Raw genomic sequence first — 23,250 nt, forward strand, 5'->3', positions numbered from 1 at the left:
AAATCGAGTTCGAAATGTCCTTCATAAGCTCGATGATGGGCAAAACCGATAGAAATCGAGGTCTGAAAGTCCTTCATAAGATCGATGAAGGACAAAACGGATTGGAACACTTGATAGATTGTTAAATTTGAACTGAAAGAGATGAGGCTGTTACTATGACGAAACATTATTTAGAGCAACTAACGAATCATTATCCTGAATTACAGTCCTGTATTGATGATGTTGAAAAGGCATATGAAACAATCAAAGAAAGTTATGAAAACAACGGAAAACTACTAATAGCTGGTAATGGTGGAAGTGCAGCTGACTGTGAACATATAGTTGGGGAACTAATGAAAGGATTTGTTTCTTCAAGAAAATTACCAGATGAGGAAATTGAGCGTTTAAACAAAGCCGGAGATGATGGCTCAATCGGACAGCACCTGCAAGGGGCCTTGCCAGCAATCTCGCTCGTAAGTCATTCTGCATTAATGACTGCTTTTTCGAATGATGTAGCACCAGAACTAGTTTTTGCGCAACAAGTGTATGGCTATGGAAATGAGAATGATATATTTTTAGGCATTAGTACGTCAGGAAACTCAAAAAATATTATTCAAGCGGCAATTGTCGCAAAGGCAAAGGGATTGAAAACCATTTGTTTAACTGGAAAAACAGGGGGCCGGTTAAATGACATTTGCGATGTAACCATACGAGTTCCGTATGAGGAAACGTACCGAATTCAGGAGCGTCATTTACCTGTTTACCATACGCTTTGTTTAATGTTGGAGGAGGAATTCTTCGGATGAAGAAGGTACTAGCTGGGTTTGATATCGGTGGAACCAAATGTGCCGTTGTATTAGGGGAAGAAGGGCAAGATCAAACCATTCAAGTATTGGAACGTCGTGCATTTCCAACCCCTACCAATCCACATGATGCAATCAATAAATTAATGAATGAGTTATCATCTATGATCGAAGAGAAGAAGTTGTCACTAGAATCAATCGGAATTAGTTGTGGTGGGCCATTAGATAGTATAAGGGGTCTTATTCTATCTCCCCCCAATCTACCAAATTGGGATCATATTGATATTTTTACGCCTATCAAGGAAAACTTCAATGTACCTGTTGCCATGCAGAATGATGCAAATGCATGTGCACTGGCTGAATGGCAATGGGGTGCAGGGGTAGGTTGTCAAAATCTCGTTTTCTTAACATTTGGAACAGGAATGGGTGCCGGACTCATTTTAAATGGCCAGTTGTATTCAGGAACGAATGATATGGCTGGTGAGGTTGGTCATATTCGGTTAGAGGATGACGGACCGGTTGGCTTTGGAAAAGAGGGTTCCTTCGAAGGCTTTTGTAGTGGAGGGGGAATTGCACGTCTCGCACAAACCATGGTAAAGGAACAATTGGAAGCTGGGAATTCGACGATTATATGCTCTGATGTACATGAACTTGAAAAGGTAACTGCAAAATCCGTTGCTGAAGCGGCTTTACAGGGTGATGAGCTTGCAATTGAAATTTATCGAATCGTTGGTACGAAATTAGGTAAAGGAATTAGTATTTTATTAGATATATTAAATCCTGAAAAAGTGATTATTGGAAGTATATACGCTCGGCAGGAAGGGCTGTTGAGGTATTTTATGTTAGAAGAAATTAATAAAGAAGCGTTACCACATACCATTCAAGCTTGTTCCATTGAACCAGCAAAACTTCAAGAATCTGTAGGGGACCTAGCTTCCCTGTCCGTTGCTAAATACGCATTAAACGGCGAAGAATTTTAATGGAGTGACTAAGATTTGTGGTTTAAATGAAATATTATATTAAAAAATGAAATCCCGACCATACAGTAATCTGTACTAATCGGGGTTTTTTTACGAATGTCGATTTCAAGCAAGCGTTTGTTTGAATGGATCTTATGGAGGAATATGGGTTTATAAGATAAACTGTTGCATTTTGGATTAAGTATTCTGCAATACCAAGCTAGAAGATTACATTAGCATTTTAATGTTGGAAATGTTGTTACTCTATAACTTACTCTCTTTACTCAATCTTATGGATAATATTCAAGGAACCTACCCTAATTCTAGAAAAGTTTCCAGAAATACCTCGAAAGGAAAGGTGTTGAATTTAAAGAGACCTCAATGAAAAAACAATGTAATTTCGGACATTAGGAATAAAGTAATGGTAAATTCGAAAAAAATAAATGAAAGCGTTGTCAAACTTTTATGATTGTGCTAATATTTAATCAATATTTAGAGAATTATCAATATTCAAAAGAAATCGATTTCCAAAAAGGATGGAGGAAGTATAATGAATGTGAAAATAGTAGAAACTCCTGAGAAACTTGGGAAAGAGGCTGCAGTTCTAGCTGCAAAAGTGCTAAATAGAGCTATACAAAGTAAGGGCAGAGCCAGGCTTGTACTCTCTACCGGTGCATCCCAATTTGAAACCATCAATCATCTTATAAGGATGGAGGTTGATTGGAGTAAGGTAGAAATGTTCCATCTCGATGAATACGTGAACCTGCCTGAATCCCATAAAGCTAGCTTCAGAAAGTATCTGAAAGAAAGATTTGTAGATTTTGTTTCTTTAAAGAAAGCCCATTTTGTAGATGGAGAAGGCGATTATCAAAAAACAGTGAAAGAATTATCCAAAGAAATAAGTAAAGAGCCAATTGACCTAGGATTAATTGGAATTGGTGAAAATGCCCATATTGCTTTTAATGATCCTCCAGCTGATTTTGACACAAAGGAACCCTACATAATTGTGAATTTAGATGACGGTTGTAAAGCACAGCAAGTAAGAGAAGGATGGTTTGAGTCTGTAGAAAAAGTACCAAATCAAGCCATTTCGATGTCAGTTCATCAAATTATGAGTTGTAAAGCTATCATCTCCTGTGTACCTCACAAAGTTAAGGCACAAGCAATTAAAGATGTTTTTGAAAAAGAAGTCACCAATATGATACCCGCAACCATTCTTAAAACCCACCCAGACATTACTCTATTCTTAGACGAACAATCATCTTCAGAACTTAACAAGAAATGCCTAAAACAATACCAATAACTATTTTTGCAGAAATCGATTTCTATATGTAGGGAGGCATGCTTATGGAAAGCCAGCCGATGCTAGAAAACAAGGTAGTAAAACCTAAAAAGAGTAGAACTATGAACCAGAAAAAAAGAATTTATGGCATCCTTTTTATTCTTCCTTCTTTCTTATTTATCTTTTCATTTATGGTTTATCCACTCATCTACTCGTTTTATATGAGTTTACATGATTACAATTTTGTATATGATGCAAAGCCAACATTTATTGGTCTGGAAAACTATATTGACGCTCTAAAAGACAAAAACTTTATCGTTTCCTTAAAAAATACATTTGTGTTTGGAATATCCTATTTTGTGCTTGTAATGGTGATCTCTTTAACATTAGCCTTACTCATATTCCATACGAAGCGATTCAATAATTTTCTTAGTACGATTATCTTTTTACCCATTGTGGTTCCTGTTTCTTTATCTGCCCTTGTATTTTTATGGATTCTACAAGAAAACTATGGTCTTTTAAACCATGTATTAGGTGACATTTTAAATATGCCATTTTTGACTTATGCCTGGTTGAACAATGGGGATACAGCAATGGCAAGTATCATTGGTGTTAGCCTTTGGGCCACAATCGGATTTGAAACCATTCTATTCCTAGGAGGATTGCAATCGATTCCTAAGGATATCCTTGAGGCCGCAGAGGTTGACGGAGCTAGTGGGATAAAGAGAATCTTCTATATTATTCTCCCGAACTTAAAGGAGACCTATATTTTAACAGGAATCTGGGCAATTCTACATGGCTTAAAGGCGTTTGTAGAACCGATGGTCATGACGGATGGTGGGCCTGGTAATTCAACACTTGTACTCTATCAAGAAATTTACTATACAGCCTTTACGTATTTTGATATGGGCTATGCTTCAGCGATGGCTTATATCCTTGGAACATTAGCACTAATCTTCTCGTTGTTTAATTTCTATATTAACCGTACGAAAGAAAAGGTGTAATGAAGGGGGGAATATGATGAGAGTTTCAAGATTAAGTAGTGGGATTAAGTATTTTATTTTATTTGCAGCAGCATTGTTTTTCATTACTCCGTTCATTTATACATTATTAAATTCATTTAAATCAGAGGAAGAGATTTTTCAGGTCCCACAGAGCTTTTTGCCAAATAATATCATCTTTGATAACTATATCAAAATATTTACTGAAGGATTTTCAAATTACTTTGTAAACAGTGCGATCATTACCATAGTTGGGGTTATCTTGATTACCATCTTAAGTGCATTAGCTGGTTATGCATTTGCAAGGTTACCGTTTAAAGGACAAGATATTTTACTTGTGGCTTTGCTTATGACAATCACTCTTCCCTTGGCTATCTTTCTTATCCCTATGTACCTTATGGAAAATCGCATGGGAATATTAAATACAAATTTAGGACTAATCCTACCTAACGTAGCGGTGGGGCTTCCATTTGCGATATTTATTATGAGGGCAACCTTCTTAAGTATTCCAAAGGAAATTGAGGAATCTGCTGCAATCGATGGGTGTGGGATCTTCCAAACATGGTGGAGAGTCATGCTCCCGATGGCCAAAAATGGCTTAATTATCATTATAATCCATGCCTTTTATAACATTTGGGGCGAATATACATTAGCCAAAACATTAGCTACTGACCAGGCATCAATGCCATTGACAGTTGGTCTAACCCTTTTTAAAGGAGAGGTTTGGGCGTTTGGTACCTTGGCTGCAGTAATCGTACTATCGATGCTACCGCCAATTCTCATATTTATTATTTTCCAAAAGCAGATGGTAGAAGGTATTTCACAAGGGTCAATTAAAGGGTAGAAAGGAGGAGCTTTTGTTATTTAGGCAAGCGGGTTTTGAATGAAAATAAAATTGCAGGGGGTAAATGTATGAAGAGATTTACTAGATTAATAGGTTTGATCGTTATTTCCATTGTGTTATTAATCCCTATTGCTTGTTCATCAAAAGATCCAACACAAAAGATATCAGGTGGAGAGAAAGAGAGCGGAAAAGTAACATTAAAACTAGGCGCCGATGCTTGGATGGTCGAAAAACTAAAATTAGATCAGGCAGTTAAAAAGTTCAATGCTAATCATCCAGATATTGAGGTTCAAATTTCTCCATATGCAGACAGAACAGTTTTATCTACTTTTGCCTTACAATGGTCGCAAGGTAAAACAGATGTTGACATCGCAATGGTTGATGGAACTGCAACGGCTGTCCAGTTTCTGGCAAAGGATTTACTAATTGATTTTAATGAAACAGACTTTTTCCAAGGTCCTACTGCAAAAGAAAACTTTGTTGGTAATTCGATAAGCTTTGGTGAGATTGATGGCTTTCAGTTTGCGATTCCAATCAGCTTAGAAGCATATGCAATCAATGTAAATAAAAAAATGTTTGAAGAAGCAGGTCTTTTAGATGCGGATGGTAAGGTTATTCAGCCAAAAGATTGGAATGAACTATATGAGTATGCCAAGAAAATGACGAAGGTTGAAGGCGGTAAGGTTACGCAACAGGGTATGACAATTCAATGGGGTCCTAATGCACAATCAACATTGATTTCAGTTGCGCAAGCCATGAATGGAACCTTTTACGATAAGGAAGGTGTGTTAACATTTGATACACCTGAAATCAGAGAAATGTTAGAGGTTTGGAAAAAGGGTGCTGACGAAGGCATTTTCTCTATCGATACTTTCACAAACAAAGATGCTGGCCGTAACAACTATAAAGCTGATCAAGTTGCCATGCTTTTACAGAGTGGTTCACACGCTCCTGAGGCTGAACCAACTGTAGGTGAAGGAAATACAACTGTTATCCCAATTCCAGGTTCAGAAGTAAATGGTTCTTATGCATTTACAGCAGGAATCATTGTTCCTAGAGCTTCTAAAAATCAAGATGTAGCTGTTCAATTTATTCAAGAGGCATTAATGGATGGTGAGACTCAAATCGCGGCTGGTACAGAGTGGGGGAAACTTCCTGTATTAAAAGAACATTTCGATAAAATTGATGCTGAATGGAAAGATAACTTACTTGCAATCATTGAAAAGTCTGTCACTGCTCCATTCTATAAAGAATACCCAGTGTTAATCAATGAGGTACCAAAACTACTCCAACAATATTTAACAGGAGAAATGGATCTTGATACTTTCATTGAAGAAGTTGAAGCGATGATTGATGATATTGATAAAAATGTAAAATAAGTTAGTTTAAAAAAGTCGAGGTACATTCCTTTAACCAACGTTTTGGGATGTACCCTTCTTTATATAATGTAGTGTAACGAGGAGACCTATGATGAATGAATCTAAAAAAAATATTACGATATACGACATTGCTAAGGAAGCGAATGTTTCTCCAGCCACTGTTTCAAGGGTCTTAAGTGATAGTGGGTATGGAGTTAGTCCGGTTCTACGTAAACGAGTTGAAGAAGTTGCTGATTTGTTAGGTTATATACCTAACATGATTGGCCGTCAGCTTAAGAAGAAAATAAACACGAATATCGGGGTGATTCTTCCATCGATTAGCAATCCTTTTTATCCGAAACTATTGTTGGGAATTGAAGAGGTGGCGAGGCAAGCGGGTAAGCAGGTTTTGTTATGTAATTCAGGGAGGAGTGCTGATGTTGAAAAAGGTTATTTACAAACGTTATATGAAAATCAAGTGAAAGGAATCATTGTATCATCGATTTCTGATGACTATTCCATGTTTTCTGAAATACAGGATAGAGGTGTCTCCCTTGTGGCATTGGATCAAAAAATGGAAAACTTTGATTGTCAGCAAATTCTATTTGACTATGAAAGAGCAGGTTTTATGGCTGCGGAGCATTTATTGAAAAAAGGCCATCGAAAAATAGGGTTCATTTCTGCGCCACTTGACCGATTTAGTCGGAAAAGTGTTTTCGATGGAGTTTGTAGTGCGATGCTAAAATATCAAATTGATTTACCGGAGGAGTACATCCTTTTTTCAACAAAAGAATATGAATCGATTGAGAATAGTTATGAATTCGAAAATGGGAGAAGCTTGACCGAAAAATTGATGAAGCTAAAGAATCCACCAACCGCCATTTTCGCTTGTAATGATATGACTGCCTTAGGTGTATACAATCAGTTGAATGAGATGGGATTAAAAATACCAGATGATGTGAGTGTCATGGGTCTTGATGATATTGAAGTTTCTTCGATGATTTCACCAGGCCTAACAACCATTCGTCAACCAAACTATGAAATGGGTAAAATTGCTTGTAAAATCCTACTGGAAATATTGGATGGAGAATTTAATGATATTGATATTTTGCTTCAACCGAAGCTTATTGAGAGAGATTCCATAAAGGAAATTAATGTTGGGAGGAAATTACATGGTACAAAGATGGGTAGGAAAGCATTGGGTTACCGGTGAGGCGATTGAAGTACAAGTCAGGGATGGTCGAATACATTCTATCACCAAAGCAATGGAAAAAACCGAAAGTTGGATAGCCCCTGGGTTAATTGATGTTCAAGTAAATGGAATTGGGGGCTTTGACATCAATAGTAATGATTCTACTGTAGAGACCATTCAAAATGTGGTAAGAGTATTACAAGAAGGCGGAGTAACGAAATTTTGTCCAACGGTTGTAACAGGAACGAGAGAACGTATCCTTCATTGTGTGAAAACAATTGCAAAGGCATGTGAGGTAGACCCAGTTGTAAATCATGCTGTTATTGGTATACACGTGGAAGGGCCGTTTATTTCGACAGAAGATGGTCCTCGCGGGGCACACAATCTAGATTGGGTTCGTAATCCTGATTGGGATGAATTTTTAGAGTGGCAAGAGGCTGCAGCCGGACGCATTCGCAAGGTTACTCTTGCTCCTGAAAAGCCAGGAGCGATTACATTCATTGAAAACCTGGCTAAAGCAGGAGTAGTTGCAGCTATTGGACATTCGGATAGTACGGAAGAGGATATACAGAACGCGGTAAATGCAGGGGCTACAATGAGTACACATCTCGGCAATGGAGCACATCCTTATATTAAGCGTCATCCAAATTATATCTGGGCCCAGCTTGCAGAGGATCGACTTTGGGCCGGTCTCATTCCAGATGGACATCATTTGCCATATTCGACTTTGAAGGTCATGGTTCGGGCTAAAGGAAAGAAGGCCATATTAACAAGTGATGCTGTTAATTTAGCCGGATTGCCTCCTGGTAGGTATCATACTCATATTAATGATGATGTGGTCCTTGAAGAAAATGGATTTCTGCATTTAGCAAGTACACCGGATATACTTGCAGGATCTGCTACTCCGTTACATGCAGGAATTGGAAAGCTATTAAAAAACGATGTGTTTTCTCTTGCAGAAGTTATTAATATGGCTTCGCTGCACCCTGCGGAACTCTTTGATTTAACCCCTGAGGGAGGAGGAACCCTTGAAGTAGGTCACCCAGCAGACTTTATCCTATTCAATTGGGATAAGGATAAAGATTTTACGATTTTCCAAACAGTATCAAATGGTCTGGTTGTATAGTTTTACAGAGTGGAAACAAGGGGCCGTTAGGACATACGGATATGTTCCTCGTTCAACGCTTGAACTAACATACACCTAAATTTCAAATAAAAGGGAGGTATTACTAAATGTTAAAGGTAGGACAAATTGGTGGGGGAATTATGGGTCAGCAGCATATGTCTATTTATCGTCAATATCATAGAAGCCAAATAAAAGCTTTGGCAACCCCAAATTCTATTCGGGGTAAAGAAATAAGTGAACAATTTGGTGTTGCTTATTATGCAAATCATCAGGATATGCTAGATAAAGAGGACATCGATGCAGTAAGCATTGCTACTCCAGACTTCGCGCACTTTTCTATTGTGATGGATGCGTTGGCAGCTGGAAAGCATGTACTTGTAGAAAAACCATTAACCATAAGTGTAGAAGAAAGCAGAGAAATTGTTGCATTAGCTCAACAAAAGAAAGTAACTGTTATGACATTATTTAGTAACCGATGGATATCCTCATATGCTCAGGCAAAACAGCTGCTTCAAAAGAAGAGCCTATCCCCGATTTTGGGCTATGCACGTAAAAACGACAGAATTTTTGTACCAACAGAAATGATCACTTGGTCGAATAAAACGTCACCGGCTTATTTTTTATCCTCCCACGATATTGATTTAATGAACTGGTTATTTGACTCCAAGGTAGTCGAAGTTTACGCAACAGCCGTTTATAAAGTACTTAATAGTAAAGGGATAAATACTCCTGATGCCGTTCAGATTCAAGCAAAATATGAGAATGGGGCAATTGCTACCTTCGAATCTTGTTGGATTTATCCAAATACATACCCTACTATTGTAGATTCATTTGTGGAAGTGGTCACAGAAGAAGAAGTCATTTACCTTGATAGAAAAATAGAAAATATTGAATATGGAAGCCCTGATGGTTTTACCACCCCGAGAAACCAGCTTAACTTTGAAATAGGAGGTAAACGAATAGGTGCTGTACCTTTTGCAATAGAACATTTTGTTGATTGCGTACTCGATAACCAACCTACCCAAATCAGTCTCGAAAGCTCTCATCATGTAACCGCAATCCTTAGTGCAGCCCACAAGTCCATTGAATCGGGTAGCCCAGAAAAAGTAGTTGATTAGGTAAAACAGGGTCGGATTCCTATCCCGATGGATTCTCAAATACCCTACTTTAGCATCAGCCATTCCATACTTATAGCGGGTGAGTTGTTGTTTCATCTTTTTAATATCCAATTTACACATAGAGGTGTCAGGTAATGAAAAAATTTAAAGTCGTAATAACGGATTACGAATATGATACGCTCGAACCCGAGAGAAAAGTGTTAGAACAATTGGACGTGGAAATCATAACTGTGCAGTGTAAAACCGAGGAAGACCTCATAAATATTGCTAAGGATGCAGATGGTATTATACACCAATATGCCTCTTTTACAAAGAATGTCATTAATCGATTAGAAAAATGTAAAGTAATTGCTAGATACGGAATTGGATTCGACACGGTTGATATAGATGCTGCAACTGAGAAAGGGATATACGTTGCAAATGTAACGGATTATTGTCTTGATGAGGTGGCGGACCATACCGTTGCAATGTTACTAACTTTAGCAAGAAAAATAGTGACTTTAAATAATTCTGTTAAAAGTGGTGAATGGGACTATAAAGTAAGCAAACCCATATGTCGTTTGAAAAATAGGGTTTTAGGTCTTGTAGGTTTTGGAAATATTCCGAGAAATGTAGCTCCAAAAGCCCAAGCATTTGGACTAAAGATTATTGTGTATGACCCCATTGTACCTACTGATATTGCTGAAGATATGGGGGTTGATTTAGTAGAATTAAGTGAGCTTTGCAAGCAATCTGATTTTATTTCTATTCATACGCCGCTTAATAAACATACAAAAGGAATGTTCAGTTTTGAAGAGTTTAACCTCATGAAAAAAGATGCATGTATTATAAACACAGCACGCGGACCGATCATTGACGAAAAAGCACTTATAGAAGCTTTGGAACAGAAAAAAATTGCAGCAGCTGCATTAGATGTTCTGGAAAAAGAACCTATAAACAGGGATCACCCACTTATCAAAATGGATAATGTCCTTTTAACCCCACATACAGCATTTTATTCTGAGGAGTCAGAACGGGATTTAAAACAAAAAACAGCACAAAATGTAGTCGATGTCCTACAAGGGCATCTTCCAAAATACCTGGTTAATCCAAATGTTCAACAAAGGATATCCTTATAGTGCATAGAACCAATTCCATTGTCCAAAGAAAAAGTGGGGTCAAGGAACTTGTTTCCTTAACCCCACTTTTATTAATAATATGTTAACGAATCGAGTATTTCCTTAAGACTCAATTCGGCACATGCCATTGATGTATCTGCAACACCATAATACATTTTGACAATGTCACCTTCTACGAGTGCTCCACATGAGAATACTACGTTTCCGAAGAAACCTTCCACTTCGTAGCTTGTTTCTGGTTCAAGGATTGGTTTTTCTGAACGTGCGATTATTTTTGTAGGGTCTTCTAAGTCAAATAAGACGGCACCCATACAGTATCGGTTATCTTGACTTGCCCCATGATAAAGCTCAAGCCAGCCTTTTTCCGTTTTGAATGGCACAGCTCCAGCGCCGATGCGGCCATCATCCCACATATTCTTACGGAGTCCAAATAAAAATTGATGATTACCCCAGTATCGTAAATTATCGGATTCTGCAATCCACACTTGAGGTGCTCCAGTTGCACTTGGTACTGGACGATGCAATGCATAGTATTTTCCGTTTATTTTTTCAGGGAAAATCGTGACGTCCTTATTTTCCGGACTGAAGATCATGCCATGGTGAACAGTATGTTCAAAGTCCTTTGTAGATACGAGTGATTCTCCCACTCCCATTGGTGAGATTGCACTGAAGTATACATAATACATATCTTCTATTTTGGTGACACGTGGATCCTCAATACCAAAGGTTTCGTGAATATTAGATGGATACACAAATGGTTTTTCATCGATTGTAAAATGACGACCATCTGTACTTCTTGCTAGCCGTAAATAAGAAAGAGATGTTAAATAGACGAACTTATTTGTTTCTTTATCTAAAATCACACGAGGGTCAGAAAAATCATATCTTGCATCGTCTTTATTTAACTCAATTACCTCTAACTCGTTCGTTGTTGGATTATATACAGGTGCTTTCACGATGTTCGGATCTTCACTTAAAGGTCTTTCAGCAACCCGCAGAACAAGGAGGATTTCCCCATTATATTCAGTGACTCCGGCATTAAAAGCCCCAATGACTTCAAAATTCTTATGATATGGTGTGACATCCATTGGTGTGATTAATGGATTTTCTTCATAACGATAAATATTCATTGATATAACTCCTATTTTTCAATTTGAATTGGTAAAACCAAGTCAACTTGTTTTTTTAAATATCTAAACTAGACCATTTTTCTTTCTACGATTTCGCCATATCCTTCAAAAGGATTGTCGATGGTGATTCTTCCTTCTTCTGTATCACCAATCCCACTATAGAGATCCACTTTGCCATCAGGTCGAACGACGATTCCTGAGGTAAATGCACAGTCTACAAGATTAGGTCGTTTCGCAGGGCCCTCTGGGTAACATGAACGTGTACCGATAATTTTTTCGTCTAACAATTGATGTGTTTTCGGATCAAAAACAAAAGAGACGTTCATGTATACCTTTAGTTCTTCTCCGTTATCTGCGAGTTGATTGTAGCATTTATGCCCAATCACTCCGATGTGCCCACTTGATAGTAGGTAACATTGATTGCAGCCGCCCCATTCATCCTTGTCAAATAATCCTTCGATGATAGGAGCATTTTCGATCACTTCAGCAGTTAATTCACTTAAATCGTTTATCGTTGTATAGCCAACAATCGACTCGCTGCCATATTTTTTGCGAATTTCTTCACTTCTCGGTCTTGAGAAAACGCCGATTTGGTTATCCTCTAATTGAACGAGACGAATATCTTTCATATATTCAGGACCTGTTGTGAAATAATATAAATTTTCCAATTCCGTTCCTTTGTAGAAATAAGCAAAAAACGTATCAACTTCACTTTGCTTATAACGGACATGGGTTCCACCCATCACTAGTTCCTGATGGATGAATGCAATGTATGGATCCTCCAGCTGATAGATCATCGAGTCAGGAACTAATGTCCATTCATCCTGTCCGGTATTCTCAAATAAACGAACCCATGATCGAGCCCACTCTGCACGCTTTTCTACTCTTCCAAAGAGAAATGTCTTATTCTTGTATGAAAAAGGAATGGAAGTGTTGTAGACATCAAATCCATCTACACCAATAAAGGTGAGTTTTGCAGACTCATAGATGTTCTTTGTTTTTTCAAACTGCTCTCTTTTTTCAACTAAATTCATGTGTGAGAATCTCCTTTTATTGTTCAAATGGTTTAAATGGGTCAGGAATGATTATTTTTTGTGCATCAGCATCACTAATGCCTGCATATAATTCCGCATTTCCGTCAGCATTCCGAACCAGTCCTCCGCTAAAGACGACATCAACTAAATCAGGACGCTTAGTGGGACCTTCCAAGAAATCTGCTCGCTCTGCAATGATCTGAATGTCACTGTATTCATCATTTTCCGGATTAAAAGAAAATACCATTGAATAATAGTGACGGTTGCCTTCATCATCAAAGCGGGCGATATGCCCTAAAACACCGAGATGACCATTTGAAAGGAGGTGGATTTCATTTGCGCCACCCCATTCTTCATCTGAAAATTGATTGAACAGAGGGGCATCATTGATGACTTCAACCGATAGCTCTTCTATATTTTTTACTTTTGTAAAGCCAATTTTTCCGCGACCGCCTTTTTCTCCTTGAGGACGAGTGAAAATTCCGATAGAACCATCTTTTAACTCAACTAGACGTAAATCCTTCATCCCATCTGGACCTTCAAAGAACTTTTCTAAACTAGCAATATTTTTTCCTCGATAAAAAACCGTTCTCCAGCTTAACGCACCTTGTAAGGCAGGATGTGGGAAAATTTCAACCCCGCCAAAAATCAATTCATCCCCAATCTTTGTAAAGAATGGATCCTGCAATTGAAAAACCCGACTATTTTCTCTTTGGATCCATTGACCGTTACGGTTGATGAAAAACATCACTTCAGAATGTTCGCTATCTCTGCTTTCGACACGACCGGCAATCACCAATTCTCCATCATCTTCAAATGTGGCGGTTATGTTATATACATCCTTTTCAGGAACGCCGGTAAAGGGGATGCGCAATTTTTCATAAGGCTGTTGTCTGTTTTTACGGTATTCATCTAGTAACTGGATACTAGAAATTGCTTTGTTTTCACTTGGTATGAACACTAGGTTCTACCTCCTTTTTTCAACAATGATGGCTTCATATGGCAGGATCTCTAATGACTGTTCGTTAATAATAGAGTTTCTTCTCGAAGACAATAAGAGATTACAATTAGTATCTAAAGAAACCTCTGCAGGTTCTTCGCTAAAATTCAAAAAGACCATGACGGTTGAATCTTTATAATTTCTTTCGTACATTAATAGATTGTTTTTCTCTTGCAGCTGTATATAGTTACCAACTGATAAACCTGGGATTTGCTTCCGCAACGTGATTAATTTCTTATAGTAAGAAAGCATCGAATCAGGATTGCCAAGCTGATTCTCAACCGTCACATCGTTATCTGGTAGTGCAATCCACGGTTCCACTTCGGAAAAACCGAAATATTTTGTAGATGCCCATTGCATGGGTGATCTTGAGCTATCTCTACCATTGCGATTGGCCTCAGCTAATGCTTCACTTTCATTTTTACCTGCTTCAATCGCCAACTGATGGGCAATCACACCTTGAACATCTTTCATCTTGGAAATATCATCAATGACAAGGTCACGCATCCCAATTTCATCGCCAAAATAGATAAATGGAACCCCTTTAGCTGTTAGCATGAGAGTAGCCATGAGTTTCGCTACTTCTTCTTCATAGCCATCAATAGAAAACCTGGAGATGAAGCGTGACATATCATGACTGCCAAAGAACAAAGTCGGAATCTGGTCATCATGATATTCGTTATCCATATCTGCTAGCTGTTTATAGATGTTTTTAACATCGAGTGTCGGAATACTGCCTAAATTGAATTGAAACACGACATCTAGTTTTTCGTTGCCACAGTATTCTTTTAAAACGGTTAAATCCTCTGAGCCAACTTCACCCACTAAAAATTTATCGCGGTAGGCATGTACAAAAGCTGAAACTTCTTTGATGACTTCAAGAATTCCTTCTTGGTCTTTATCGTATAAATGAATCTGTTGTTTTGTTTCTGGATCAATCGGATTATCAGGAAAGCTTGGGCTTAATGTTAAATGGTTGATGACATCGAGTCGGAATCCATCCACCCCTTTATCAAGCCAAAACTTCATCACACCAAACATCGCTTGTTTCACTTCTGGATTTGCCCAATTTAAATCCACTTGTTCTTCAGCAAAGCCATGATAGTAATATTGACCGGTCTTTTCATCGAATTTCCATGCAGAACCACCCATAAAGGACTCCCAGTTATTCGGTTCCTTGCCGTCTATTGGATCTTTCCAAATATACCAATCCCGTTTCGGATGGTCCTTTGATGACCTTGATTCTTGAAACCATGGGTGCTCAGTTGAAGTATGATTTAAGACAATATCGACGATTACTTTCATATCTCTTCGATGAGCCTCTTTGAGAAAATGCTCGAAGTCAGCCATTGTTCCATAATCCGGGTCAATGGAATAATAGTCAGCAATGTCATAGCCGTTATCGACCTTAGGTGACTGATAAAACGGAGTTAACCAGAGTCCGTCAATCCCTAAATCAGCTAAGTAATCTAATTTGGAAGTAATCCCAATAAAATCACCAATACCATCGCCATTTCCATCACAAAAGCTTGGCATATAAATTTCATAAAAGACTGCTTTATTCCACCATTTTTCCACAATAAACCTCCATATTATTTAAGTGTAAACTGCATACCTTCCTGGAACTTCTTCGAAAAGAACAAGAATAAGATAATAACTGGGAGTGTTAATAGAACGGATGCTGCATACATTGGTCCAGGGTAACTAGCATACGGGCCAAACATTTGAGAAATGAGCACGTTTAATGTCAACATTTCATCACTACGAACCGCAATCATATCCCATAACAATTCTGTCCACCGTTCTGTGAATAGAAATAGGAAAATAACAGTTGTTATCGATTTCGACATCGGTAAAATAATTTTAAATAAAATCTGCAAGTTACTTGCACCGTCTAATTTAGCCGCTTCAATAAAGGTATCTGGTATGGCTCTAAAGAAATTGGTATACATGAATATGGCCCATAAACTAACGGCCTTTGGAATAATTAAACCAAGATACGTATCATATAAACCTACTCGTTCAATCAGTAAGAAAGTAGGGATCAATAAAATTAAGGCAGGGAAGAACATGTGAAACAGAACAAAGTTGTTTACGAACTCTCTGCCTTTAAACACTAACTTTGATAGGGCAAAGGAAACCAATACGCCTATTAGCATCATTAAGAAAGTTGATACAAAAGAAACAATCACACTATTGAAGAAAGCATTTAGCCATGGGCGGGCAATTCCTACATCACCGCCAGTAAATAACCATTCATAGGAACGTAATGTAAACTCAGTTGGAATTATTTTTTTATCAACTTGAGTCCAATCCGCAAATGAATTTAAAACCAGATGGATAAATGGATAAACCATAATCAGTAACAATATGGTGGCAATGATGTAACGACTTATATAATTTTTTTTAGCTCCAACCATTTCGTCGACCCCACAATTCCAGAAGTTTTCTAATGATATAAATAGAGACAAATGTAACAACAGCTGCGATTAAGGCGATCGCCGAAGCATAACCAGCCTGTAGGTTCGTAAAGGCTCTTGTGAAGATTTCCATTTGCCATGTATTAGTTGCATAATTAGGGCCTCCACCCGTTAACTGAAACACTTCCGTAAAGATCCCGAAGCTTACCCCAATCGCCAAAATTAACACGGTAAATAATGCTGGGTACAGCTGTGGGATGGTAATTTTCCAAAGGGTTTGCCATCTTGATGCACCATCAATGGCCGCAGCTTCATAAATTTCTTTATTAATCCCTGCTAAACCAGAAAATAAAATCAACGCATAATAACCGGTGAATTTCCAGGCAAGCATGAAAGACACAACAATTAATGCGGCGATCGGTGTTCCAAGCCAGTCAATATTAATACCTAATTTTTCTCGTAAAAACGTATTTAGTGGGCCATTATATGAAAGAATTCCATTGACAATTAATGAAGATACAACGCCAGAAGATAAATAGGGAAGAAAGAAGCCTATTAAAAATAACCCTTTAAATTTTGGTAGCCCGTTGACAACAATGGCAACCGTCAATGACAATGCCACAACAATTGGTACGTAAATAATCAGGAATTTATAGGTATTAAAAAACGCAGCGTGTACACCAGGACTTTTTACCGCTTCAATAAAGTTTGAAAAACCAACAAAGTTAAATTCTGGTGAAATTAAATTCCAATCTGTAAAGGCTAAGAATAATGACCAGATTAGCGGTATAAAGAAAAAAATGATTCCGAAAAGAACGTATGGGCTAGTGAATAGCCAGCCCATACCGTTTGATGTTTTTTGCATTACTTAAGTTCCCCCTCAATAGCATTCACCATATCATCCCATGCTTGTTCGGGATCGATTTCGCCTTTCACGATTTTATTGAATGCGTATTGTCCGATATATGTTTGAATCTCGTTGTATTTAGAGTTTTCCATTGGTGGAACCCCTAATGCTACAGCATCTGCATATGCTTTCATAACAGGTTTTTCTTCAAAGTAAGAAGCAAATGCATCATTTGTTCCTAAATCATCTCTTGCTGGAGGAAGATCTGTACCTTGAAGCCATTTTAAATCAGCTTCTGGATTCGAGTACACCCAAGTTAAAAACTCCATTGCCGCTTTTTGTTCTTCTTCTGTTGCGGAAGCATAAACCACGACACCCTTCGCATCAGCAAATGTTTTTGCATTTTCTGGGTCCATGTTATCTGGAACAGGTGGTAGACTTAAAGTATATGTTTCGCCGTATACCAATTCAGGATATTTTTCCTTCCAACTGGATCCAGGAGTCCAAGGACCAACATCTGTAAAGATTCCTGTGCCTTCTTCAAAAGGATCTGTTACTTGTGCTGATAATACAGCATCTTCATTCACTAGATTTTGAACAAATTCAAGTACTTCGATTCCAGCCTCTTTATCTCCTACAAATTCATTGCCTTGCACAAATGCATTTCCATCAGATGCCGCATTGTAGAGCATAAAGAAGTCGAACCATCTTTTCCATGCTGTTGGGTCTGCTAAATCTGGTTTTGCCCAAACATATTTATCCGGATATTTTTCTTTTAATTTTTGAGCTACATCTAGAACTTCGCTATATGTTTTTGGTGCTTCTTCATATCCAAGTTCATTTAAAATGTCTAATCTCCAGCCAAATAGCATGGAATTCGAGTAAATAGGGAAAATGTATTGGCTGCCATCGCCTGATTTCCAGCTTTCAATTGTATCTGTCATTTGACGTGTACTTACTAACTCATCAAAACCTTCAATTTCATTTAAAGGTACAATTGCTTTACTTTCAGCCAATAGTGCTCCAAAACCGCGGTTAATATTCTCTGACATTGTTGGTGCTTGTTTAGCCGCAATTGCCGATTGGATACTTGCCTCTGAAGTAGGGCTTTCTTTAATGGCTGATACATTTACCTTAATATCGGAATTTTCCTTTTCAAATTCCTTTGCCATATCAGACCAGAAAGCTTGTTGTGTTGGATTTGGTGCAGCCCAAAATTCAATTGTCGTGACGCCATCTTCTGTTTTTTTAGCAGAAGAATCATCATTGCCTGTAGAACAACCAAATAGAGCGGTTGCAGATAATCCAAGCGTGACCAATAATGTAGCCGTTTTTTTGAATCTCATTTTTGTTTTCCTCCCTGTTTTACAATCATTCCCACGATATAAAAAACGCTTTCATAACACGTTAAATAATAAGTGAGAATAAGTTGTTAGTTGTATTGTTACCTAGTAACTTACCAATATACATAATTAGAAGTCTGTAATTATGGTTTGTAATGATAATTACAAGTGTATTTGTAATGTTATTAGTGGTAGTTACAACTTGATTATAATGTTGATATAATGTTGTTGTCAAGAAAGAAACATTATTTCACTTGATCGTCAAATTTCCAATGACTACTTCCACTTTGAACTTTAAAATGATATTATTGTTGTAACGTTACAAATTACTTCGTAATTATATTAGGAGGAAATATGAAAAAGAAAGTAACGATGCAAGATATTGCAGATAAATTAGGGATATCAAAAAACTCCGTGTCCCAAGCGTTAACCGGAAAAGGTGGAGTAAGTGCAGATACCAAAGATTTAGTAGAAAGAACGGCGGCTGAACTTGGATATGTATATAAAGGTAAGAAGACTCCAAAAGAAAATAGACAATTAACGATCGGATTGATTGCGACGGAATTTGCCTTTTCCATGAAAAGCTTTTTCGGGGAGATTTTTTTATCAGTCGAGCAAAATGCGATTAAGAACGGTGTCAATTTGCTCATCCAATCCATATCAGACTCTGCGAAGAAAGATCTAATTCTGCCAAGTTTTATAAAAGAAAACAAAGTGGATGGAATTATCATTGTTTCACATATCAGTTTAGACTATATTAATAAGGTCATTTCGACTGGTATTCCGACTGTGCTAATTGATCATCATCATCCCTTGATTCCTGCCGATGCTATCTTGACCAATAATCGATTTGGAGCCTATATGGCAACAAAGCATCTGCTTGATTTAGGGCATAGGGAAATCGCATTTGTCGGGAATATTGATTTTTCTCCCAGTTATTATGAACGGATGGAAGGGTATTTATTGGCATTGAAGGAAGCGAATATGAATCCAAGTGATGAAGTAATGTTTCTTACGGCGAAAGAAGAAAGCGATGCCATTGATCACTCTATCAAATCACTAAAACAAATTCCGAGCGCATGGCTCTGCGTAAATGATGGATTTGGTTTTATGGTTAGTTCGTCTCTCAAGAGTCTAGGGCTTAAAATACCAGATCAAGTCTCGGTTTGTAGTTTTGATAACGGTCAATTATCTCAACTATCAGATCCTCCGATCACAACCATGGCCATAAACTTAAAATTGTTTGGGTCTTACGCATTCAAACAATTATTATGGAGGATTGACCATCCAAACGAACCTGTCCAAGAAATCTTACTTCCAGCCAACCTCATAAAAAGAGGCTCCACTGGTAGGGGAAAGGATTAGGGTCCCTCGTTCAAAGATAGAAAGATGTATTAAATAGGAAAGTAATCGAAAGGGAAGTGACTTTTTATGAAACAACCGATTTTTTTAACACCACAATTTCAAGAACGAATCTGGGGCGGAACCAAGTTGCGTACAGAATTTGGATATCCAATTGAATCTGACTTAACAGGAGAGTGCTGGGCTGTATCCGCACATCCCAATGGGCAAAGTACTGTAAGCCAAGGTTTATATGAAGGAAAAACTCTAGGGGAACTATGGAAAGAACAGCGTGAACTATTCGGAAACATGGAGGGAGATGTATTTCCGCTTCTCACCAAAATACTGGATGCCAATAATGATTTATCCATTCAAGTCCATCCAAATGATGCATACGCGAACGAACATGAAAATGGTGAACTCGGTAAAACAGAATGCTGGTATGTGATCGATTGTAAAGATGATGCAGAAATTATCTATGGTCATACAGCCCAAACAAAAGAACAGTTTATTGAAATGATTGAGAATGGAGAATGGAATCAATTATTAAGTCGTGTAAAGGTGAAACCTGGTGACTTTTTTTATGTCCCAAGTGGAACGATTCATGCTCTTTGTTCAGGAGTTCTCATCCTGGAAACACAGCAAAGCTCTGATACAACCTATCGTGTGTATGACTATGACAGAGTCGATCAAAATGGACTAAAGCGTGAATTGCATATTCAAAAATCAATTGATGTTTCGACCATTCCGCATGAAGATGCAACTGTAAAGCCTAGTGTTGAGAACATTCCGGGTGCTACAATTACGACTTTTGTAAACGAACAGTACTTCTCCGTATACAAATGGGAAGTTGAGGGTTCTGCATCTTTCCAACAGGACAAAACATTCTTAATTTGCAGTGTATTAAATGGGTCAGGGGGAATTGTCACAAATGAAGGTACTTATTTAATTGAAAAAGGCAACCACTTTATCCTGCCGGCTGGGCTAGGAAACTTCGAATTGAAAGGCAACCTAGAATTGATAGTTTCTCACCCTTAAATGGGACGGATGGACAAGGTTGGGGGTGTGACAGGTCAAATACCTGACTCCTGACCACAGCCCTTTGGCCTTAAGTTAATTTGGCGCTGATACTAGTATTATGGTGATTGGAAAATAAGGGGAGTATTAAATGGTTATGATCAACACAGAAATAGTTAAAAGATTAATAAATGAACAATTTCCTGAATGGTCACATTTAGAAATCAGACCAGTTAAAGTTAGTGGAAATGACAATAGAACATTTCACCTGGGCGACTATATGAGCGTAAGACTACCAAGTTCAGAACATTATGCACCTCAAGTAGAGAAAGAACAAAAATGGCTACCGAAATTAGCAAAGGGACTTACTTTACCAATATCTACTCCAATAGCAAAAGGTAATCCTAGTGCGGAATATCCATATCCTTGGTCTGTCTATAAGTGGATAGAAGGAGAGACCTTAACTCAAAAAAATATTAATGACAGCAGCCAAATTGCAAGAGATTTAGCGGCCTTTTTAATTGAGCTCCAATCAATTGATGCGAGTGATGGTCCTATTGCAGGAGCACATAATTTTTATAGAGGCGGAGACATTGCTGTGTACAATCAAGAGTCCAGAGATGCAATTAACCAAAATAAAGATAGATTGGACGCTCCATTATTAAATGAAATCTGGGAACGTGCATTAGATTCAAAGTGGAATTCAGATCCAGTATGGGTTCATGGTGATATAGCACCAGGCAATATTCTTGTTAAAAATGGCAATCTCTCCGCTATTATTGATTTCGGCATCTTGGGGGTTGGAGACCCTGCTTGTGATGCTGCTATGGCATGGACTTTTTTTGACGCTAAAAGTAGAAAGATTTTTAAACATACACTAGCGATGGATGAAGAAACATGGAACAGAGCAAGAGGATGGGCATTATGGAAGGCTTTAATTACTTATAATGGGAGTAGACATTCAAATAAAGCAATCGCAAAAGAAGCATATAATATTATTCGTATAATACAACTGGATTACCAATCAGATAGAAAAATTAAATAACTGGAGGCCGCCTTAGACGGTTCTTTTGGTGCTTAAAGATGACACATTTCTTTTTCAATTTTTATAACGATAGTACCATGACTGTTCATTTCTCATTTGCAGTGTATTAGATGGGAAAAGGCGGGCGGTGGTGATCAAAGGGGTGGGACGAGAGACCTTTCCCGCTGGATAGAAAAGGAGGAGATCTTTAAATGACAACAGTGATTGATATAAAGAGAAGTGTAAAAAATCCTCTCATTACACCTCAAGATGTAAAACCATCACGCCCAGATTTTACAGTTGAATGCGTCTTCAATGCGGGCGTGACACGTTATCAAGAAGAAGTTATTTTACTGATGCGTGTTGCGGAACGTCCTGTTCAAACAAACCCAGATGTATTGACTGTTCCTGTATTAAGGGAAAATGGGGATGATTTTTACGTAGATGTTATGGATATTGATCGAAACAATCCGTCGTATGACTTTTCTGATCCTCGAAAGGTGAAACAAATCGACATTGATACGTATGTTTATTTAACTTCGATGTCTCATTTACGTATTGCTCGCAGTAAGAATGGTGTGGACTTTGTAGTTGAGGACGAGCCATTTATTTTCCCAAGCAATCGTTACGAAGCATTTGGTACTGAGGACCCACGTATTACCTTCATCGATGACTACTACTATATTAATTATACAGCGGTTTCCGATAAAGGAATTACAACCGCGTTAGCGAGAACAAAGGATTTTAAATCAGTTGAGAGACGAGGCATTATTTTTACGACTGAAAATCGCGATGTTACTATTTTTCCTGAAAAAATAAACGGGAACTATTTTGCCTTACATCGTCCGGTTCCAAAGCAAATTGGCCGTGGCGAAATGTGGACGGCTACTTCACCGAACTTGACTCATTGGGGAGAGCATACGTTTCTAATGGGAGTGGAAGAAGGCTGGGAGTCGCAAAAAATTGGCGGTGGGGCTGTACCATTTAAGACGGAAAAGGGATGGATGGAAATCTATCACGGCGCAGACCGCAACAATCGTTACACACTGGGAGCTGTACTTCTTGATTTGGAGGATCCGAACAAGATTATAGCAAAAACAAAGGAACCAATCCTTGTACCTGAAGCAGCATATGAAGTTGAAGGATTCTTTGGAAACGTTGTCTTCACGTGTGGTGTGTTATTTGAAAATCAGGTCGTCAAAATTTATTATGGCGGTGCTGATAATGTGATGGCACTAGCTGAAGTTCATATTGATGAAATCTACCGGGCTTTAAGTCTCTAAATCTAGCACGAATAAAAAAATGAAGTGAGAA

General features: G+C 38.0%; 21 protein-coding genes. 14 read left to right on the top strand and 7 right to left on the bottom strand.

Going from position 1 to position 23,250, the window contains the following annotated elements; translation table 11 throughout:
• The first annotated feature begins 155 nt into the window (after positions 1 to 155).
• The 10 genes from V7138_RS08555 to V7138_RS08600 all read left to right on the top strand — a co-directional run bounded on the left by V7138_RS08555 (position 156) and on the right by V7138_RS08600 (position 10,780).
• Complete coding sequence (locus tag V7138_RS08555) at positions 156 to 785, top strand: D-sedoheptulose-7-phosphate isomerase (RefSeq protein WP_335396056.1); 630 nt, start codon at positions 156 to 158, stop codon at positions 783 to 785.
• Complete coding sequence (locus tag V7138_RS08560; protein ID WP_335396059.1) at positions 782 to 1,762, top strand: ROK family protein; 981 nt, start codon at positions 782 to 784, stop codon at positions 1,760 to 1,762. Before V7138_RS08555 ends, V7138_RS08560 begins: the two co-directional genes overlap by 4 nt.
• Positions 1,763 to 2,291: 529 nt before the next feature.
• Complete coding sequence (locus V7138_RS08565; RefSeq protein ID WP_335396061.1) at positions 2,292 to 3,044, top strand: glucosamine-6-phosphate deaminase; 753 nt, start codon at positions 2,292 to 2,294, stop codon at positions 3,042 to 3,044.
• A 44-nt stretch (positions 3,045 to 3,088) separates the two neighbouring features.
• Complete coding sequence (locus V7138_RS08570) at positions 3,089 to 4,027, top strand: carbohydrate ABC transporter permease (protein ID WP_335396065.1); 939 nt, start codon at positions 3,089 to 3,091, stop codon at positions 4,025 to 4,027.
• 16 nt (positions 4,028 to 4,043) lie between these two features.
• Positions 4,044 to 4,868, top strand: a complete 825-nt coding sequence (locus tag V7138_RS08575; protein ID WP_335396067.1) for a carbohydrate ABC transporter permease — start codon at positions 4,044 to 4,046, stop codon at positions 4,866 to 4,868.
• A 68-nt stretch (positions 4,869 to 4,936) separates the two neighbouring features.
• Positions 4,937 to 6,247 (top strand): ABC transporter substrate-binding protein, encoded by a 1,311-nt coding sequence (locus tag V7138_RS08580; protein ID WP_335396070.1) that lies wholly within the window; start codon positions 4,937 to 4,939, stop codon positions 6,245 to 6,247.
• A gap of 91 nt (positions 6,248 to 6,338) precedes the next feature.
• Positions 6,339 to 7,439: a LacI family DNA-binding transcriptional regulator gene (locus V7138_RS08585; protein WP_335396073.1), complete on the top strand. Its 1,101-nt coding sequence runs from the start codon at positions 6,339 to 6,341 to the stop codon at positions 7,437 to 7,439.
• Positions 7,399 to 8,544: an N-acetylglucosamine-6-phosphate deacetylase gene (gene nagA / locus V7138_RS08590; protein ID WP_335396075.1), complete on the top strand. Its 1,146-nt coding sequence runs from the start codon at positions 7,399 to 7,401 to the stop codon at positions 8,542 to 8,544. Before V7138_RS08585 ends, nagA begins: the two co-directional genes overlap by 41 nt.
• Before the next feature lie 107 nt (positions 8,545 to 8,651).
• Positions 8,652 to 9,662 (top strand): Gfo/Idh/MocA family protein, encoded by a 1,011-nt coding sequence (locus V7138_RS08595; RefSeq protein ID WP_335396078.1) that lies wholly within the window; start codon positions 8,652 to 8,654, stop codon positions 9,660 to 9,662.
• A 134-nt stretch (positions 9,663 to 9,796) separates the two neighbouring features.
• On the top strand, positions 9,797 to 10,780 hold the full coding sequence (locus V7138_RS08600) for a C-terminal binding protein (RefSeq protein WP_335396080.1): 984 nt from the start codon (positions 9,797 to 9,799) through the stop codon (positions 10,778 to 10,780).
• A gap of 71 nt (positions 10,781 to 10,851) precedes the next feature.
• Here V7138_RS08600 and V7138_RS08605 read toward each other — a convergent pair whose 3' ends face one another.
• The 7 genes from V7138_RS08605 to V7138_RS08635 all read right to left on the bottom strand — a co-directional run bounded on the left by V7138_RS08605 (position 10,852) and on the right by V7138_RS08635 (position 18,557).
• On the bottom strand, positions 10,852 to 11,910 hold the full coding sequence (locus V7138_RS08605; protein ID WP_335396083.1) for a BtaManbiosPhlase: 1,059 nt from the start codon (positions 11,908 to 11,910) through the stop codon (positions 10,852 to 10,854).
• Positions 11,911 to 11,978: 68 nt separating this feature from the next.
• The gene (locus tag V7138_RS08610) at positions 11,979 to 12,944 is read right to left on the bottom strand and encodes a DUF1861 family protein (RefSeq protein WP_335396086.1); all 966 of its coding nucleotides are present in this window, start codon (positions 12,942 to 12,944) and stop codon (positions 11,979 to 11,981) included.
• Between the two features lie 16 nt (positions 12,945 to 12,960).
• Entirely contained in the window at positions 12,961 to 13,899 is a 939-nt protein-coding gene (locus tag V7138_RS08615; protein ID WP_438824333.1) for an MTP-1 family protein, read from the bottom strand.
• A gap of 12 nt (positions 13,900 to 13,911) precedes the next feature.
• Entirely contained in the window at positions 13,912 to 15,522 is a 1,611-nt protein-coding gene (locus tag V7138_RS08620) for a glycoside hydrolase family 13 protein (protein WP_335396088.1), read from the bottom strand.
• Positions 15,523 to 15,536: 14 nt separating this feature from the next.
• Complete coding sequence (locus V7138_RS08625) at positions 15,537 to 16,364, bottom strand: carbohydrate ABC transporter permease (protein WP_335396091.1); 828 nt, start codon at positions 16,362 to 16,364, stop codon at positions 15,537 to 15,539.
• The gene (locus V7138_RS08630; RefSeq protein WP_335396093.1) at positions 16,351 to 17,229 is read right to left on the bottom strand and encodes a carbohydrate ABC transporter permease; all 879 of its coding nucleotides are present in this window, start codon (positions 17,227 to 17,229) and stop codon (positions 16,351 to 16,353) included. Before V7138_RS08630 ends, V7138_RS08625 begins: the two co-directional genes overlap by 14 nt.
• Positions 17,229 to 18,557 carry an ABC transporter substrate-binding protein gene (locus tag V7138_RS08635; protein WP_335396094.1) on the bottom strand — a complete coding sequence of 443 codons (1,329 nt, stop codon included), beginning with the start codon at positions 18,555 to 18,557 and terminating at the stop codon, positions 17,229 to 17,231. Before V7138_RS08635 ends, V7138_RS08630 begins: the two co-directional genes overlap by 1 nt.
• 351 nt (positions 18,558 to 18,908) lie before the next feature.
• On the opposite strand from V7138_RS08635, the gene V7138_RS08640 reads away from it, so the two are divergent.
• The 4 genes from V7138_RS08640 to V7138_RS08655 all read left to right on the top strand — a co-directional run bounded on the left by V7138_RS08640 (position 18,909) and on the right by V7138_RS08655 (position 23,219).
• Complete coding sequence (locus tag V7138_RS08640; protein ID WP_335396097.1) at positions 18,909 to 19,919, top strand: substrate-binding domain-containing protein; 1,011 nt, start codon at positions 18,909 to 18,911, stop codon at positions 19,917 to 19,919.
• A gap of 66 nt (positions 19,920 to 19,985) precedes the next feature.
• Entirely contained in the window at positions 19,986 to 20,933 is a 948-nt protein-coding gene (gene manA, locus V7138_RS08645) for a mannose-6-phosphate isomerase, class I (RefSeq protein ID WP_335396099.1), read from the top strand.
• Between the two features lie 130 nt (positions 20,934 to 21,063).
• Complete coding sequence (locus tag V7138_RS08650) at positions 21,064 to 21,957, top strand: aminoglycoside phosphotransferase family protein (RefSeq protein WP_335396102.1); 894 nt, start codon at positions 21,064 to 21,066, stop codon at positions 21,955 to 21,957.
• A 191-nt stretch (positions 21,958 to 22,148) separates the two neighbouring features.
• Positions 22,149 to 23,219, top strand: a complete 1,071-nt coding sequence (locus tag V7138_RS08655; protein ID WP_335396105.1) for a glycoside hydrolase family 130 protein — start codon at positions 22,149 to 22,151, stop codon at positions 23,217 to 23,219.
• The last annotated feature ends 31 nt before the right edge of the window (positions 23,220 to 23,250 follow it).

The sequence above is a fragment of the Bacillus sp. JJ1533 genome, from assembly GCF_036965045.1.
In the GTDB taxonomy this organism is placed as follows: domain Bacteria; phylum Bacillota; class Bacilli; order Bacillales; family Bacillaceae_L; genus Ferdinandcohnia.

Bases quoted from the DNA above. Each gene is read 5' to 3' on its own strand.
- V7138_RS08555 (WP_335396056.1), top strand. From the start codon at position 156: ATGACGAAACATTATTTAGAGCAACTAACGAATCATTATCCTGAATTA.
- V7138_RS08560 (WP_335396059.1), top strand. From the start codon at position 782: ATGAAGAAGGTACTAGCTGGGTTTGATATCGGTGGAACCAAATGTGCC.
- V7138_RS08565 (WP_335396061.1), top strand. From the start codon at position 2,292: ATGAATGTGAAAATAGTAGAAACTCCTGAGAAACTTGGGAAAGAGGCT.
- V7138_RS08570 (WP_335396065.1), top strand. From the start codon at position 3,089: ATGGAAAGCCAGCCGATGCTAGAAAACAAGGTAGTAAAACCTAAAAAG.
- V7138_RS08575 (WP_335396067.1), top strand. From the start codon at position 4,044: ATGAGAGTTTCAAGATTAAGTAGTGGGATTAAGTATTTTATTTTATTT.
- V7138_RS08580 (WP_335396070.1), top strand. From the start codon at position 4,937: ATGAAGAGATTTACTAGATTAATAGGTTTGATCGTTATTTCCATTGTG.
- V7138_RS08585 (WP_335396073.1), top strand. From the start codon at position 6,339: ATGAATGAATCTAAAAAAAATATTACGATATACGACATTGCTAAGGAA.
- nagA (WP_335396075.1), top strand. From the start codon at position 7,399: ATGGTACAAAGATGGGTAGGAAAGCATTGGGTTACCGGTGAGGCGATT.
- V7138_RS08595 (WP_335396078.1), top strand. From the start codon at position 8,652: ATGTTAAAGGTAGGACAAATTGGTGGGGGAATTATGGGTCAGCAGCAT.
- V7138_RS08600 (WP_335396080.1), top strand. From the start codon at position 9,797: ATGAAAAAATTTAAAGTCGTAATAACGGATTACGAATATGATACGCTC.
- V7138_RS08605 (WP_335396083.1), bottom strand. From the start codon at position 11,910: ATGAATATTTATCGTTATGAAGAAAATCCATTAATCACACCAATGGAT.
- V7138_RS08610 (WP_335396086.1), bottom strand. From the start codon at position 12,944: ATGAATTTAGTTGAAAAAAGAGAGCAGTTTGAAAAAACAAAGAACATC.
- V7138_RS08625 (WP_335396091.1), bottom strand. From the start codon at position 16,364: ATGGTTGGAGCTAAAAAAAATTATATAAGTCGTTACATCATTGCCACC.
- V7138_RS08630 (WP_335396093.1), bottom strand. From the start codon at position 17,229: ATGCAAAAAACATCAAACGGTATGGGCTGGCTATTCACTAGCCCATAC.
- V7138_RS08635 (WP_335396094.1), bottom strand. From the start codon at position 18,557: ATGAGATTCAAAAAAACGGCTACATTATTGGTCACGCTTGGATTATCT.
- V7138_RS08640 (WP_335396097.1), top strand. From the start codon at position 18,909: ATGAAAAAGAAAGTAACGATGCAAGATATTGCAGATAAATTAGGGATA.
- manA (WP_335396099.1), top strand. From the start codon at position 19,986: ATGAAACAACCGATTTTTTTAACACCACAATTTCAAGAACGAATCTGG.
- V7138_RS08650 (WP_335396102.1), top strand. From the start codon at position 21,064: ATGGTTATGATCAACACAGAAATAGTTAAAAGATTAATAAATGAACAA.
- V7138_RS08655 (WP_335396105.1), top strand. From the start codon at position 22,149: ATGACAACAGTGATTGATATAAAGAGAAGTGTAAAAAATCCTCTCATT.